4 protein-coding genes are annotated in these 16,188 nt (G+C 64.3%); 2 read left to right on the forward strand and 2 right to left on the reverse strand.

Features of this window, described 5'->3' with window-relative positions; genetic code table 11:
* Positions 1 to 509: 509 nt before the first annotated feature.
* Both V3572_RS06145 and V3572_RS06150 read left to right on the forward strand, forming a co-directional pair.
* Complete coding sequence (locus V3572_RS06145) at positions 510 to 3,512, forward strand: chemotaxis protein CheB (protein ID WP_332110099.1); 3,003 nt, start codon at positions 510 to 512, stop codon at positions 3,510 to 3,512.
* Positions 3,509 to 5,755: a hybrid sensor histidine kinase/response regulator gene (locus tag V3572_RS06150; RefSeq protein WP_332110100.1), complete on the forward strand. Its 2,247-nt coding sequence runs from the start codon at positions 3,509 to 3,511 to the stop codon at positions 5,753 to 5,755. The genes V3572_RS06145 and V3572_RS06150 overlap by 4 nt, the downstream gene beginning before the upstream one ends.
* Before the next feature lie 58 nt (positions 5,756 to 5,813).
* Here the strand turns inward: V3572_RS06150 and V3572_RS06155 are convergent, their stop codons facing one another.
* Together V3572_RS06155 and V3572_RS06160 are read right to left on the reverse strand one after the other, a co-directional pair.
* Positions 5,814 to 7,310: a B12-binding domain-containing radical SAM protein gene (locus tag V3572_RS06155; RefSeq protein WP_332110101.1), complete on the reverse strand. Its 1,497-nt coding sequence runs from the start codon at positions 7,308 to 7,310 to the stop codon at positions 5,814 to 5,816.
* Positions 7,311 to 7,413: 103 nt separating this feature from the next.
* Complete coding sequence (locus V3572_RS06160; protein WP_332110102.1) at positions 7,414 to 16,011, reverse strand: GH36-type glycosyl hydrolase domain-containing protein; 8,598 nt, start codon at positions 16,009 to 16,011, stop codon at positions 7,414 to 7,416.
* Positions 16,012 to 16,188 lie beyond the last annotated feature (177 nt).

A 16,188-nucleotide genomic window follows, 5' to 3' on the forward strand; every position in this document is an offset into this window, starting at 1 on the left:
TCCCGGCAGTCCCTTTTTCTGGCCAAATATGACCACCGAGAGCATATTTGACCAGATGCCCACCTGGGCACGGCCGCCGTTCGTTTTCTCGGGAGGGGAACAGCCCGTCCGGACGAACGGAGTCGATTCCATTGTCGCGCACATCTCTCTTCTTTGGCTTTTTGTCCGCAGGTTGGAGCAGGGATCTTCGGTGTTCGCCACCCACAGTGCGGATTTACATGATTTTTGAGTGCATTCAGCATGAACTATTTCACGGGCAATTTCATATGAAATGGATTCCAGGCCTTACGTGAGCCAGGGCTTGACCGGAAAGACCATCCTGGTACTCTTTTTGTATAGAATTTTATATGTAACAGTGGCGTAGTGTGTCGCATACCCTCGAACAGCCATGAACACACAACATGTCCGGTTCCGGAAAATCATGGCGATCCGGAAGTAGATTTACCAAAAAACGTGGTCACGATTGGAACCCGATGCCAAATACAAATGAAAAGCTGGAACAGGCCGATATGTCCGACCGTGCAGCGCCAATCGAAACGCCGACGGCAACAGCAAAACACGCGGCAACGAACGCCGCCCCCGGGCAGGTTCCGGTTATCGGCCTGGGGGCCTCGGCAGGGGGCCTTGAGGCCCTGGAACTGTTTCTCCGCAACGTCCCCGCGGGCTCCGGCCTGGCCTTTGTCGTCATCCAGCACATGGACCCCACCAAGAAGGGCGCCCTGGTCGAATTGCTCCAAAGGGCCACGGATATGCCGGTCCAGGAGGTCGAGGACGGACTGCGGATCGCGCCCGAGCATATCTATGTCATCGCCCCGAACACGGACATCTCCATCCTGGGCGACACCCTGCATCTGTTCCCCCCGACCCAGGCCCGGGGCCTTCGCCTGCCCATCGATTTCTTCCTGCGCTCCCTGGCCGACGACCGGGGGCCCTCCGCCATCGGCGTCATCCTCTCGGGCATGGGCTCAGACGGCATGCTGGGCCTGGGGACCATCAAGGAAAAAGGCGGGGGAACATTCGTCCAGGAGCCGGGAACGGCCAAATTCGACGGCATGCCGCGCAGTTCCATCGACGCCGGGCTGGCAGACGTCGTGGCCCCAGTGGAAGAATTGCCCGGCAGGATTCTGGCCTACCTCAAGCACGCCCATCCGGCCGCCCCGTCGGCCATCGCCATCAAGGCCAAGGACCAAAGCGCCCTGGAAAAAGTCTTGATCCTGTTGCGCTCCCAGACCGGCCACGACTTTTCCCTGTACAAAAAAAGCACCATCTATCGCCGTATCGAACGGCGCATGGGCCTGCATCAGATCGACGAGATTCCGGACTATGTGCGGTTTCTGCGGGAGAACCGCCAGGAGATCGAGCTGCTTTTCAAGGAGCTTCTGATCGGGGTGACGAGTTTTTTCCGGGATCCGCTGGCCTGGGAATATCTGAAGACAACGGTCATCCCGGCCCTTTTGGCCGCACAGCCGGAGGGCGGAACCCTGCGGGCCTGGGTGCCGGGCTGCTCCACCGGGGAAGAGGCCTATTCCCTGGCCATGATTTTTAAAGAGGCCCAGGACGCCTGCCGACCGCCGCGCAGCCACGCGCTTTTGATCTTCGCCACCGACCTGGACCGGGACGCCATCGACAAGGCCCGGGCGGCCGTCTATCCGGAAAATATCGCCGTGGACGTCTCCCCGGAACGCCTGCACCGGTTTTTCAATCAGGTCGAGCATGGCTTCAAGGTGGGCCAGGAGATACGGGAGACCGTCATATTTGCCCCGCACAACGTGGCCATGAACCCGCCTTTCACCAAACTCGACATCCTGATCTGCCGCAATCTGCTCATCTACCTGGATCACTCGCTGCAACAAAAGCTGTTGCCGCTTTTTCATTACAGCCTCAATCCCGGCGGCACGCTGTTTTTGGGCAGTGCGGAAACAGTCGGAACCTTCACCGACCTGTTCTCCCCCCTGGACAGCAAGCTGCGGCTGTATCGGCGCCTTGACGTGGCCACGCATGCCGCCCCGGTGGAGTTTCCCGACGCCTTCAGGGCTGCTCCGTCCCCGTCGGCCGATCCCGCACGGAAGCCCGCACCTGTCCCCAACATCCAGGTTCTGACCGAACGATTGCTCTTGCAATACTATGCCCCGGCTGGCGTACTGACCACGGAAAAGGGAGACATCGTCTATATCAGCGGACGCACTGGCAGGTACCTGGAACCGGCGGCAGGAAAGGCAAACTGGAATCTGTTCGCCATGGCCCGCGGAGATCTTCACTTCAAGCTCGACGCTGCCTTTCTCCAGGCGGTCAGGGAGAGAAAATCCGCCATAATAAAAAGCGTCCACCTGGGAACAAACGGCGGGAAACATGCCGTCGACGTGGTGATACACCCTATTGATGATCCTTCTGATCTGAAAGGAATGGTCCTGGTCGTTTTTCTGGATGTTCCGGATGCCCTGGAGGCGGCGGCTCCCACCCTCGTCGACCCAGAAATAAAGGATATTTCCCAACTGGAGGCCCTCGGACGGGAGCTGCTCCAGGCCAGAAGCGAGGCCAAAACAATCCGACTGGAGATGCAGACTTCCCAGGAAGAGCTGAGACTTAGCAATGAAGAATTGCAATCCGCAAACGAGGAATTGCAATCCACCAATGAGGAACTGACCACATCAAAAGAAGAAATTCAGTCCATGAACGAGGAACTCCAGACCGTCAACCATGAATTGAAGGCGAAATTCGACGACCTGTCCCGGGCCAACAACGACATGAAGAACCTGCTCAACAGCACCGACATCGCCACGCTGTTTCTGGACGACGACCTCAATGTGCGGCGGTTCACCACCCAGGTCGCATCGATCTTCAAGCTCATTCCAAGCGATGTGGGGCGGCCCATCACGGACATCGCCACGGTGCTGGAGTATCCCGACATGATTTCGGACGCACGCGAGGTGCTGCGCTCCCTGGTCTTTCTCGAAAAAGCCCTTCCCGCCCGGGATGGCCGCTGGTTTCTGACGCGCGTCATGCCCTATCGCACCCTGGACAATCGGATTGACGGATTGGTGATCACCCTGTCCGACGTAAGCGCCTCCAAGCGTCTGGAGGAGCGGCTGCGGGAAAAGGAGCACGAGGCCCTGGCGGTGTTCGACAACATGCCCAAGGCGTTCGCGCTCCTTACGACCGTGTTCGATACGGCGGGCGTCTTTGTGGACGGCCGGTTTGTGTTCGTCAACGAGGCCTTCGCGGACCTTTGGGGCGGACCAGGCGGGGAGGTGCTGGGCCGGACCCTGCGCGAGGTGTGGCCCGGGAACGAGGCGCGTTGGCGGGCGGCCTGCCAGAATGCGGCCGTACACGGCGTACGCGGCGGTTTCGATCTGTTTTTCGAACATGGCGCGAAAACCGTTCGGTGTTCCGCCTACCGGCCGGGCGACAAACCCGACCGCTTTTGCCTCCTGCTCGAGGCTCAGCCCGGGATGCTGGAGGGGCCATGTCTCAAAGACGCCTCCCACGCTGCATCCGGGGAGGGCACGCCATGAGAAGCGAAGGGGCAGCATCACCGAAACCAGCCGCCCTGCGCCAGCAGGCCGAGGAAATGTTGCGTCGCACACAAACCGGCCCGACCGTCGCCGAATCTTCGGGGGATTTGAAGCGGCTCGTCCACGAGCTCCAGGTCCACCAGATTGAGCTTGAGCTGCAAAACGAAGAGCTGCGCCGCTCCCGGGACGAGGTAGAGGCGGGGCTGGCCCGCTACGCCGACCTCTATGACTTCGCCCCGGTCGGATACTTCACCCTCGATGGCGACGGAACGATTCTCCAGGCCAATCTCGCCGGAACCAACGTGGTGGAGGTGGAGCGGGCCAACCTGATCAACCGGCGTTTCCACTTCCTTCTCCCCGACCATGCCTATACCGCCTTCAACAGCTTCCTTGGCGAGGCCTTTCAGGGCACGGGGCAGGCCATCTTCGAAACGCCCCTGGTCACGGGAAAAGGGCACGCGAAATGTGTGCGACTTGAGGCCGTCGTCCCCAAGGGCCGTCCGGAATGCCGGATGGCCATGACGGACATCACCGAGCGCACGGAGATCGGGGATGTCCAGAATTTTCTTTCATCCAGAGGCTTTACACGATCAGGTGAGGATTTTTTCCAATCCCTGGCCCGCTATCTGGCCGAAAAACTGGAGATGGGGTTTGTCTGCATCGATCTGCTGGAGGGAGACGGACTGACCGCCCGGACCGTGGCCGTCTACTCCGACGGGCATTTCGAGGACAACATGTCCTATGCCCTCAAGGACACCCCTTGCGGCGACGTGGTCGGCAAGATGATCTGCTGCCATCCGGAACATGTCCGGCGGCTGTTCCCAAAAGACGAGGCGCTGGCGGCCATGGACGCCGAGAGCTACATCGGGACGACCCTGTGGGGCTCCCAGGGACGGCCGATAGGATTGATCGCCCTCATCGGCCGCACCCCCCTTTGCAACGCCCGGCTGGCGGAGACCCTGTTGCGCATCGTGAGCGTCCGGGCCGCCGGGGAACTGGAGCGCCGACAGGCCGAGGGGGATCTCATCGCGGCCAAGGAGCAGGCCGAATCCGCCAACCGGGCCAAGAGCGAATTTTTGTCCAACATGAGCCATGAGATCCGTACCCCGTTAAACGGCGTACTCGGCATGCTCCAGTATCTGAAGTTGACCGCCCTGGCCGACGAGCAGAAAGACTGCGTGGCCCATGCGACCTCAGCCAGTTGGCGACTTTTGGCCCTCCTGGACGACATCCTGGATTTTTCCAGGATGGAGGCCGGCAGGCTGAACCTGACCATGAAGCCCTTCGCCCTGGGTGACATTTTTCGATCTGTGTCGGACATCCTCGACGTGGTCGCCGGGAAAAAAGGCCTGGCCACCTTCTGGCATATCGACCCGCGCGTTCCCCTCCGGCTGGTGGGCGACGAGGCCAGGATACGGCAGATTCTCTTCAATCTGGTCGGCAACGCCGTCAAGTTCACGACCCGGGGAGAGGTCCGGATCATGGCCTGGGCCGAATCCGGCGACGCCCCGGAAGGGCCCAGGCTTTTTTTCTCGGTGCATGACACGGGCATGGGCATCCCCCCCGAACAGCAAGACCGTATTTTCGATCGCTTCACCCAGGTCGAGGCCTCCTACACCCGGCAATACCAGGGCGCCGGCCTGGGGTTGGCCATCGTCAAGCGACTTGTGGACCTGATGGACGGCGAGATCTCCTTAAAAAGCACGGTCGGTGCGGGAACCCGGATAACCGTGTCCATCCCCTGCGCCCTGCCCCGGGAAGAACACGACGCGACGCCTGCGGCCATGCCGTCCCCGGAACCGCGCAGGCGAACTCGGAAGCTGCTGGTCGTCGAGGACGAACCCGTCAATCTGAAGGGCATGGAGGCGCTGCTCGGGCGCAGGGGCTATGAAGTGGCCACCGCCCGCAATGGGGTGGAAGCCCTGGCCGCCCTGCGCCAATCCCAATTCGATTGCATCCTGATGGACGTCCAGATGCCGGTGATGGACGGCATCGAGGCCGTGCGCCACATCCGCAGCGACAAGGAATTTGCGGCGGTGTCGGGCATCCCGGTCATCGCGGTGACGGCCTATGCCCAGACGGGTGATCGTGAGAAATTCCTGGCGGCGGGCATGGACGACTATGTGGCCAAGCCCGTGGCGCTTCATGCGCTCGAAGAGGTCATCGACCGGCTGATCGGGGAAAAATCGTCGACGCCCGGGGCGAAGGCCTCTGCGCCACCGGCTGTTTCCCTGACGCCGTGAGGACGGGCCGGGCCGGGCCGTCCATTTGGGAACCATCCGGGGATGCGCCCTCCCCCGCTTAGGCCTCGGGCGCGGTATCGACGCAAAGCACCCGGCGGGCCACGCGCTCGAAGTGCAGGCCGAGAATCGCCAGTTCCACGGCCACGGGAAAGGCCTTGCGCTTGGTCGTAAGCGTTTTGAGCATGAGCCTCCAATACGCAAAGCGGGCGTGTGAGACCACGCCGATGGACCACATGCTGCGCGCGAAGGCCCAAACCTCGGTGGAGAGTATCTTTCCCCGCGCCGTGGGGGTATAGGCGGCCAGAAAGGTGTTGATGCGCTGGTAGTATTTTTTCGGGGAATAGATCACGTGAAGCAGCCGTTTATAGCCCTCAAGCAGGGTTTCGCGGCCCATGGTTGGAATGAAATTCAGGCTGGCGTCCGTGTTTTCCCCGCTCATCTCGCCGACCAGACGATCCTCGGCCTGAAGGCGACGCCACAACCGGGTCTGGGGCAGGGCGTTGAGCACGCCGACCATGGCCGTGACCACCCCGATATCCTGGATGAAACGAATCTGCTGCTCGAAGATCGACGGCGTGTCGTGGTCGAAACCCACGATAAATCCCCCCATGACCTGCATGCCATGCTGATGGATGGTGCGCACGGCGCTGGCGAAATCCGTGGCCACGTTCTGGTTTTTCCCGCACTCCTTGAGGCTTTCCACGGACGGGGTCTCGATGCCGATGAAGACCTTGTGGAAATTGGCCGCGCTCATCATGCGCATGAGCGTTGCGTCCTGCGCCAGGTTGACGCTGGCCTCGGTCATGAACTTGTAGGGATAGCCGCGTTTTTTCTGCCAGGCCGAAAGGAGCGGCAGGAACTCTTTGACGTGGACCAGATTGCCGATGAAGTTGTCGTCCACGATAAAGACCGTGTCCCGCCAGCCCGCGTCGTAAAGGCTTTGCAGTTCGCCAAGCATCTGGTCGGGACTTTTGACCCGGGGCCGCCGCCCGTTCATGGCCACAATGCCGCAGAATTCGCAGTCAAAGGGGCAGCCGCGCGAATACTGCACGGACATGGACACATAATCCTTGAAGTTCACCAGTTCCCACAAGGGCAGCGGCGTGGACCCGAGATCGGGCCGCCCGGCGGCCTCGTAGACCTGCCTGGCGCGGCCGCCCTGCAAATCTTCCAAAAACGTCGGCAGGATGTCCTCGGCCTCGCCCAGGATGAAATGGTCCACCCCGGGGAAATTCCCGGGCTGGGTGGAGAAGGCCGGCCCCCCCGCGATCACCCGTTTGCCCGCGGCCTTGGCCCGGGCGATGATGTCCCGGGCGCTGGGGGCCTGGACGAGCATGGCGCTGACCAGGACCACGTCGGCCCAGGCCAGATCGGCCTGGGAAAGGGGAGCGACGTTGACGTCCACGAGCCGTTTTCCCCAGGACTTCGGAAGCATGGCGGCCACCGTGAGCAGGCCCAGGGGAGGAAAGGCCGCTTTCTTGGCGATAAACGGCAGGACATGCTTGAAACTCCAAAACGTGTCCGGATAGGCGGGATAGACCAGAAGGGCGTTCATGGTTGGCGGACCTCACGCAGGTAATGGTGTGGGCCAGGGGTTGAGCAAAGGATATGCCGACTTTCGCCTCCCTGACAAGGCGCTTCGGCCAGGCCCCGGACCATCAGCCCAGGTCCACCTGGACGTGGTGATCCCGGCGGTCGTCCACAAGCGATATCCGTCCCGCGCCGTCCATAACGGCCTGGGGCGACGCCGTCCCGTCCACGCTCACCCGGATGACCCGCTGCGGAATCTCGCCAACCCGGGTCAGGGTGATGTGGTAAAACGTCTCGCGAAAACGGTAATGGATCTTATACGAGTCCCAGTGGGCGGGGATGCACGGGGCGATATGCAGGCGGTCCACCTCCAGGCGAAGCCCCAAAAGCGTCTCCACGGTCAGCCGGTACATCCACCCCGCCGCCCCGGTGTACCAGGTCCAGCCTCCCCGTCCGGTGTGCGGCGGCGCGGCGTAGATGTCCGCGCTCATGACGTAGGGCTCGACCTTGTAGCGTTCGCTCTGTTCCGGACGGCTTGCGTGCCGCACGGGGCAGAGCATGGCGAAGAGCTCCCAGGCCCGTTCCCGTTCTCCCAACATGGCGAAGGCCATGGTGGTCCATATCGCGGCGTGGGTGTAGTGGCCGCCGTTTTCACGTACCCCGGGCACATATCCCTTGATGTAGCCGGGCTCCAGGTTTGAGGTGTCGAAAGGCGGGGCCAAGAGGGCGATGATCCCCTCCCGGCGGTGCACCAGATGCTCGTCCACGGCGGCCATGGCCAGCCGGGCCCGCGTTTGATCGCCGCCGCCGGAAATGACCGCCCAGCTCTGGCTGATGGAATCGATCCGGCATTCGGCGTTGCTGGATGAGCCCAAGGGTGTGCCGTCATCGAAATAGGCCCGCCGGTACCAGCCGCCGTCCCAGGCGTTGGCCTCCATATTGGCGCGAAGCGTCGCGGCCTGGGCGTCGCAGGCGGCGGCGAACTCCATATCGCCCCGGGTGCGGGAAAGCCCCGCGAACGACTGGAGGTTTTCGTACAGGAACCAGCCCAGCCAGACGCTCTCGCCCCGGCCCTCGCAACCGACGAGATTCATGCCGTCATTCCAGTCGCCGCAGCCCATAAGCGGCAGGTGGTGTTCGCCGAAGCGCAGGCCGTGGGAGATGGCCCGCACGCAATGCTCATAGAGCGTGGCTACCTCGCTTGAAGATTGGGGCTGGTCGAAGGAGGCCTCCTCCTGCGCATTAAGCTCGCGGCCCTCAAGGAATGGGGCCATCTCGTCGAGCACCCCCGTATCCCCCGTGGTCGCCACATACCGGCAGACGGCATAGGGGAGCCACAGATAGTCGTCGGAAAAATGCGTGCGCACGCCCTGCCCGTTGGGCGGATGCCACCAGTGCTGCACGTCGCCCTGGCGGTATTGCCGCCCGGCGCAGCGCACCAGGTGCTCGCGGGCCAGCCACGGCGTCGCATGCAGCAGGGCCAGGACGTCCTGCAACTGATCCCGGAAGCCGTAGGCCCCGCCGGACTGATAGGGGCCGCTACGGCCCCACAGCCTGCACGACAGGATCTGGTAGACCAGCCAGCCGTTGGCCAGCACGTCGAGGCAGGGGTCCGGGGTCTCCACATGGATGGCCCCCAGGGTCCGGTTCCAGAATTCCCACACCCCCTCCAGGGCCTGCCGTGCGCCGCCCACGCCTCCGTAGCTCTGGATGAAATACCGGGCCTCGTCGGTGTTGCGGGCCGCGCCGATGATGAACACGATCTCGCGTTCCTGTCCCTCGGCCAGATCGATCCAGGTCTGCATCGCGGCGCAGGGATCAAGGCCGGGGCCGGTCGATCCCGAAAGACGCTTGCGGCGCATGGCCTCCGGACTGGCCAGGGAGCCGTTGCGGCCGATAAACGCGGTGCGGTTGCCGCTGACCACACGCTCCCGCTGGCTGACCTGCACGAAGACCACCCGCCCGGCGCATTCGCGGCCGTAGGCGTTGCGGGCATACAGCGCCCCGCACTCCGGGTCCGTTTCGGTGACGATGTGCATGAGGTTGGCGTGCCGCCACTCGCCGAGCACCAGTTCCCAATAGCCGGTCAGGGACAGCCGACGATGGCGTTTCGAGTGGTTGCGCAGCTTGACCGCCACGAATTTCACCGGCGCGTCCATGGCCACATAGGTATGCAGTTCCGAAGAGATGTCGGCCTCGCGATGCTCGAACACGCTGTAGCCGAACCCATGTCGGCACACGTATCCGGTCCGGCCCCGGGCGGGCAGCGGCGTGGGCGACCAAAACGCCCCGGTCTCCTCGTCGCGGATGTAGAAGGCCTCGCCGCTGACGTCGCTTACGGGGTCGTTGTGCCAGGTGGTCAGCCGGAATTCGTGAGCATTCTCCACCCAGGTGCAGGCACTCCCGCCTTCGCTGACCACCGTGCCGATATGCGCGCTGGCGATGACGTTGGACCACGGGGCGGGGGTGTTTTGACCGGGCTCCAGGGTGATCACGTATTCGTGGCCGTCGGGCGTGAACCCTCCCAGGCCGTTGCAGAAAATGCGCTCGCGCCGGGCGAGCTCCCGGGCCGGTTCGGGCGACGGCGGCAGCTCCGGCTTCAGGCGGTCCGAGGTGCGTGGTCCCGTGGTGCGGCGTTCCACCTGCTCGACCAGCGTCTCCGGACCATCGGTGAGCACGACCCTGGCCACCGTCTGGAACAATACCCGGTCCTCCTCGGAGAGTTCCTCGGCCCGGCGCACGAAAACGCCACCCGGCTTGTCGAGAAGCTGGGCCTCGGGGCCCGTGTTGATCAGCCCCACGATCTGGTCCTGCAACACCGCCCGGTAGCCGGAAAAATCCTCGTTTAAGATCACCAGGTCGCTGGCCAGGCCCTTTATCCGCCAATAGGCATGGGCCTGCAGGGCCTGCCGCACCATGTCGATGCGCTCAATGTCGCCGATGCGCACCAGGATGATCGGCAGATCCCCTGAAACGGCAAAATGCCACAGGCCGGACTGGCCGCGCTGGTTGCGGGCGATGATCCCAGGGGCGACACGGCGCAAGGCGTTGCCGTACACCACGGAATTGGCCAGGCGGCCGTAGACCTGGGCGTCGGCCTCGGTCGCCCCCAGGTTGCGCAGCACCTCCTGGCTGTGGAACCAGGCCATTTCAAAGGCCCGGGCCACGAAATGCCGGTCGCAATACTTTTCGATCAAGGCCAGGGCGGCCTGGCGGGTGTCGGCCACGCCGGTGATGATCTGCACCGTGGCCGATTCGTCGGGCGCCAGGGTGATGGTGCGGCGGATGGACACGATGGGGTCGAGCACCGACCCCTGGGTATTTGAAAGCGCCGTCTGCCCGACGACGGACAGGGCCACGGGGTTGGCCGCCGTGCGCCCCCGTCCGATGAACGCGGCCCGATCCGTCTCGTAGGACGCCTCGTCGGCGGTCACGCCCGGGGCCGCCAGCACATGAAACATCCACGGCGTGGGTTCGTCCGGCGTGCGGCGGCGGCGGGTGCACAGGATCGCCTGCCGCTCGGGCAGGATCTCGGTCTGCACAAAGAGGTTGCTGAAGGCGCGATGGGCCAGGTCGGCGTTGAGCGGGGCCAGCACCACCTCGGCGTAGCTGGTCACCTCCACGCGCCTTGTGCGCGACGACAGGTTGGTAAGCGTGACCCGGCGGATCTCGGCGTCGTCCTCCGGCGAGACGCTCATCTCCGTATGCGTTTCGATGGAGGCGTCGCGCCGCTGGTATTCCGCGCGGCCCTGCACGAAGGCCGCCTCGTAGTGATCGGCCTGGCACAGCGTGGGTTGATATCCGGTGGACCAATACCGCCCCGTGTCCCGGTCGCGCAGATAGATAAACGTTCCCCAGCAGTCGCAGGTGACGTCCTCGCGCCAGCGGGTCACGGCCAGATCCCCCCACCGGCTGTAGCCGCCCCCGGCGTTGGTGGTCATGACGTGGTACCTGCCGTTGGACAACAGATGCACCTCGGGCAGGCGGGCGTCCGGGTCGGTGAAAACGCGCATGATCGACCCCGTGTCCACGGCGGGCGGATGCGCTGCGGCGCTCACCTCGGCGGCATGGGGGTGCAGCATCTCGCCGGTTTTGGGCAGGCGTTCCTGCAAAAGCAGCTCCGTGGCCCGCAGGGAGGGGGCGGACATGAACCGCCTCTGCATGGGCTGGCCAAGCAGGACATGGGTGAAGGCCAAAAGGCTCATCCCCTGGTGGTGGGCCATGAACGTCCGCACGATGGCGCTATGCGTGTCCCGGGGGGCGCGCGAGGGCGTGTAGTCGATGGCCTCGTAAAAGCCGTAGGTGCCGAGGAACCCGCTGGCGAAAAGCCGTTGCAGATTGCGGCAGGCATCCCGGGGCGCGACCATCAGGGCCAGGGCGCTGGCGTAGGGAGCGATGACCAGATCGTCGCCCAGGCCGCGCTTGAATCCCAGGCCGGGTACGCCGAAGGCCCGGTACTGGTAGACGTGCTGCACGTCGGTGGCGTTGTAGCAGGACTCGGAGATGCCCCAGGGCACGGCGCGTTGCCGACCGTACTCGATCTGGCGCGACACGGCGGCCTTGCAGGTCTGGTCCAGCAGGGTGTTCGGGAAGCTGGGCATGACCAGTTGCGGCATGAGGTATTCGAACATGGAGCCGCTCCAGGAAATGAGGCTCACGTCGCCGCCATGGCTTGTCAGCAGGCGGCCCAGGGAAAACCAATGTTTCTGGGGTATCTGGCCCTGGGCGATGAGCACAAAGCTGGTCAGGCGGGCCTCCGAGGCCAACAGGTCATAGCAGGACGGGTCGCGACGCCGTTCGCCCACGTCATAGCCGATGGCCAGCAGGCTGCGGGACGTGTCGTACAGAAACTCGAAATCCATCATCGCCAGGCTGCGGCAGCGGTCCGCCAGGGCGTCGATCATGGCCAGGCGACGCGCCGCAGCATGGCCTGGAGACGCGGCGTGCATGGGGCTGTCGCCGGTTTCCGGGGGCTGGCCGTCACGGCCGTTCGCCCCGGCCAGTTCCGCCAGGGTGGGAATGTCGGCAAAAAGCCCCGACCCGGGCGAAAGCAGACGCAACTCGTCGTGCAGGGCCTGGGCTTGCCGGTCGAAGGCATGGGCCCAGTAAAACAGAGGGCTGTCGCTGGCGGCATCCCCGGGCAGCAGGGCCGCCACGCCGTCGCCCACGCCGCACATCTCCTCCAGCACGCGGTGGGCGGCCGCCAGGGTCAGCAGCTGTCCGGCCAGGGCCAGTGGGCGCAGGGCGTCCCGCAGAAGCGCGATTTTGCTTGCGAGTGCCGGTGTCCGGGCCGGAATCGCCTGTTCGACAAGCATCTGCAGGGTGTCCATAAGCCCCAGAAAGGCGCTGGAGGACAACACCGGCTGTGCTTTCAACTCGGCCAGTCCGGCCTGCAAGGTCAGCAGGCAGCCCACGAGATTGCCGCTGTCGACCGTGGAGACGTATTGCGGGCGAAGGGGTTGCCCCGTGCGCGTGTCGTACCAGTTGTAGAAATGGCCCCGGTACCGTTCCAGGCGATCCATGGCGGCCAGGGTCTTCCCGGTTCGCTGCAAAAATTCCCCGGCCCCAAGGTATCCGAAATCGTACGCGGCCAGGTTCGCCAAAAGGGCCATGCCCATATTCGTGGGCGAGGTCCGCGAGGCCAGAACTTCCGCAGGATATTCCTGATAGTTGTCCGGCGGCAACCAGTTATCCTTCGGGCCGACGAAGTCCTCGAAATACCGCCAGGTCTTCCTGGCCGCCCCGCGCAAAAACGCATGCTGGGCCAGTGTCAGTTCCTGGGTCGGGAGCAGAAGCGGCAGACTGATCCACCAGCACAGAAGCGGCGACGCGAACCACAGCAAAAGGACAGGCGCGGCAAACACCAGACCGTGCGGCTTGTCGGCCGAAAGGGTCAGGGCCAGGGCCGTGGCCAGGGCGGGCGCGAACCACATCTCCAGGCAAAACCCGGCCAGGGTGCGACAGGCGTTCCGGCGTGCATAGGACTTCGTGTGCCACGTAAGAAGTCCCTTCCGGGTAAAGAGCATGCGCCCGGCGGAACGCATGATCGCATCCAGGTTCATGATCGCGGCGTAGGGCAAGGCGGCCAGTTCCAGCCCGGAAAGGGCCATGGGACGTCCGGCGGCCCGGCTCGTCAGGAGCACCTGCAACGGCCAGGAACGGTCCTTTGGCTTCCGGATCAAGGCTATGGCGGCCTCCAGCCCAGCGGGCAGAAAGAGCACGGCCGCCACCACCAGCGTCCAGAACCAGACCGGACCCGGGCCGAGGGTCCATCCCACGGCCAGCAGGGCCAGAAGCGACGGCGGCACGAGGCTGCGCCGCAGGTTGTCGATGAGTTTCCACACCGACAACGCCGTGAGCGCGTTCGGCCGCCCGGCCGGTTTGGCCCCGTCCTCCCCGGGAGGGCCGGGCACGCGGGGAAACAGCCAGCCCGCAAGCTGCCAATCGCCGCGCACCCAGCGGTGGCGGCGGCTGGCCTCCATGGCGTAACTGGCCGGATGCTCCTCAATGAGGTCCACATCGGTCACCAGGGCCGAGCGGGCATACCCGCTTTCCAGCAGGTCGTGGCTCAGGACCAGGTTTTCCGGAAAACGCCCGCTGAGGGCCTGCCGGACGGCGTCCACATCGTAGATGCCCTTGCCGATAAACGAGCCCTCGCCAAACATATCCTGGTACACGTCCGACACCTCGCGGGTGTAGGGATCGATGCCCGAGTCTCCGGCGAAAAGTCTGGTGAATCGCGACTGTCCCGCGCTGGTCAGGCTGATGGAGACCCGCGGTTGCAGGATGGCGTAGCCTTCGACGACGCGCCTTGCGTCGGCGTCGTAGACCGGCCGGTTCAGGGGGTGGGCCATGTTGCCGATCAGCTTGCGGGCCGTGTCCCGGGGCAGTTGGGTGTCGGTGTCCAGGGTGATGACGTACTGGATGGAACCAAGCAGCGACGTATCCCCGACGATCTGGGAAAAGGCGGATTTGGACCCGCCGCGCAGTACGGCGTTGAACTGCTCCAGCTTGCCCCGCTTGCGCTCATATCCCATCCAGGTCCGTTCGTGGGGATTCCATGTCCGGGGTCGGTGGAACAGGAAAAAGACGTTCGGGCGATCCTCGCGATAGGTCTCGTTGAGGGCCTCGATCCCGGCCCGGACCCGGGCTACGAGCGCCTCGTCGCCTGGCATGACGGCCTCGGAGGCATCGGAAAAATCCGTGAGCAGGGCGAAATACAGGTGCGGGTCGCGGTTGCCCAGATAGCGGATTTCCAGGGCCTCCAGGAGGGCGTCGATCTCATGCGGCGCGCCAAGCAGGGTGGGGACGATCACCATGGTGGCCTGGCCGGGGGGGATGCCCTGCGAATAATCCAGCCGGGGCAAGGCGCGCGGCGGCAAGGCCATGGTGGCCGCGAGGTTCGTTAGCGACACGGCCAGGGCCGAGACGCCGACACCGGCCAGGACGGCCAGGAGCCAGGACCGCCAGTCCGCCGCTGCGGCATCGTTGAGGGAGAAGACCGCCGCCCAGGTCGCCAGCGCCGTGAAGCTCAAGATGAGGCCGAGGTAGAGTCCCAGACGGAGAGGCTGGCTTATCCGGCCAAGGCGTGTCTTCCAGGTCGCCCGGCTGTCCGCCGCACGCTCCAGCAGGGGGCGTCCATTGTCGACCAGATAGTATCCGACATGCGCGGCGCGATGCCCGAGGCCGTGCCGCTTCGCCGCTGCCTGGGCCAGGGCGACGGCCTGGCGGGCCACGTCCGGTTCACTTTGGGGACTGTCCCGGGCCACGTCCTCAATGACATGCCGATACCGGTCGCGGGTGGCGAAATCCTGGTCGGCGTGCAGCCCGACGGGGTCTTCGCGCAAGGTCTGCTCGACGACGCTTAGGGATTCGACGAACACCTTCCAGTCCGTCGAGCCGATGAACCGCAGGCTCCCGATGCTGTTGGCGATGGAGATCTGGTTGGCCGCAGCGGTGCGGCTGGCCGCCTCGGACAATTGGGTCGCGGTCACCCCCTGCTCAAGGAGTTTCTGCTCGACCCAGGTCTGGATGAAGGCCATGACGGCCCCCTGGGCCTGGAGCCGGGCGTAAAACTCCTCCACGAACGAGGCCGTCAGCGGAACATCGGCGTCGGCGAACTCGACAAGCACCTGGATGAGTTGTTTCGGTTCCTTCTCGGCCGTGGCGAGCATACGCTGCGCCCAGACGATGGCCGAGTCGAGTTCCTCACGGCGATGCGCGATGCGCAGGGCCACACGGCGAAGGTTTTCCAGCAGGGCCAGTTGCAGCATGATCGGGAAGGCCCACAACTCCCCCAGCCGTAGCGGCAAAACGGTCTGGTAGGCGGCGACGAACTGGGTGGTGTTGTCGCTGTCGACACGCCCGTCCATGTGGGAGATGAGCTCCAAGGCCAGGTCGTAGATGCGAGGGAACCCGGCCGACGGGCCGTCGGCCAAACGCGGCAACTGGCGGCTGTAGCCGCGCGGCAGGTGCCGCCGGGCCAGCACGATCTGCTGCTCGATGAGATAGAAGTTGTCGAGCAGCCAGGACTCCGCCGGAACGATCCGCTGTCCTGGCCTGGCGGCGGCCGTGACCACGTCATACGCCGCCAAAAGGACGCGCTCATTGTCCGCCAGCCGGGGCAACAACCTGTCCGCTCCCGGATGCGGCTCGATGGCATGCCGCCTGGCCAGATCGGCGGCGTGCAGCGTCAGCTGCTTGATGCTGAAAAGCTCCGAGCGCAACAACTCGGAATCCCAGCCTTGCTCCGGCGCATTCCGTGTGTGTGCAGTCAGTCCCACGTCTCGTTTGATGGCGATACGACTCTCCTTCTGAGGACGGTGCGTCTGTGACGTCTCGCGTTGTGAAAATACCAAGCGGGGTCTTGCTGGACCCCGCCTGGTCGGCCGGTGCGTATGACG

This window comes from Desulfolutivibrio sp. (assembly GCF_036584575.1).
In the GTDB taxonomy this organism is placed as follows: Bacteria; Desulfobacterota; Desulfovibrionia; order Desulfovibrionales; family Desulfovibrionaceae; genus Desulfolutivibrio.

Excerpts from the sequence above, each read along its gene's own strand:
- V3572_RS06145 (WP_332110099.1), top strand. The coding sequence starts at position 510 with ATGTCCGACCGTGCAGCGCCAATCGAAACGCCGACGGCAACAGCAAAA.
- V3572_RS06150 (WP_332110100.1), top strand. The coding sequence starts at position 3,509 with ATGAGAAGCGAAGGGGCAGCATCACCGAAACCAGCCGCCCTGCGCCAG.
- V3572_RS06155 (WP_332110101.1), bottom strand. The coding sequence starts at position 7,310 with ATGAACGCCCTTCTGGTCTATCCCGCCTATCCGGACACGTTTTGGAGT.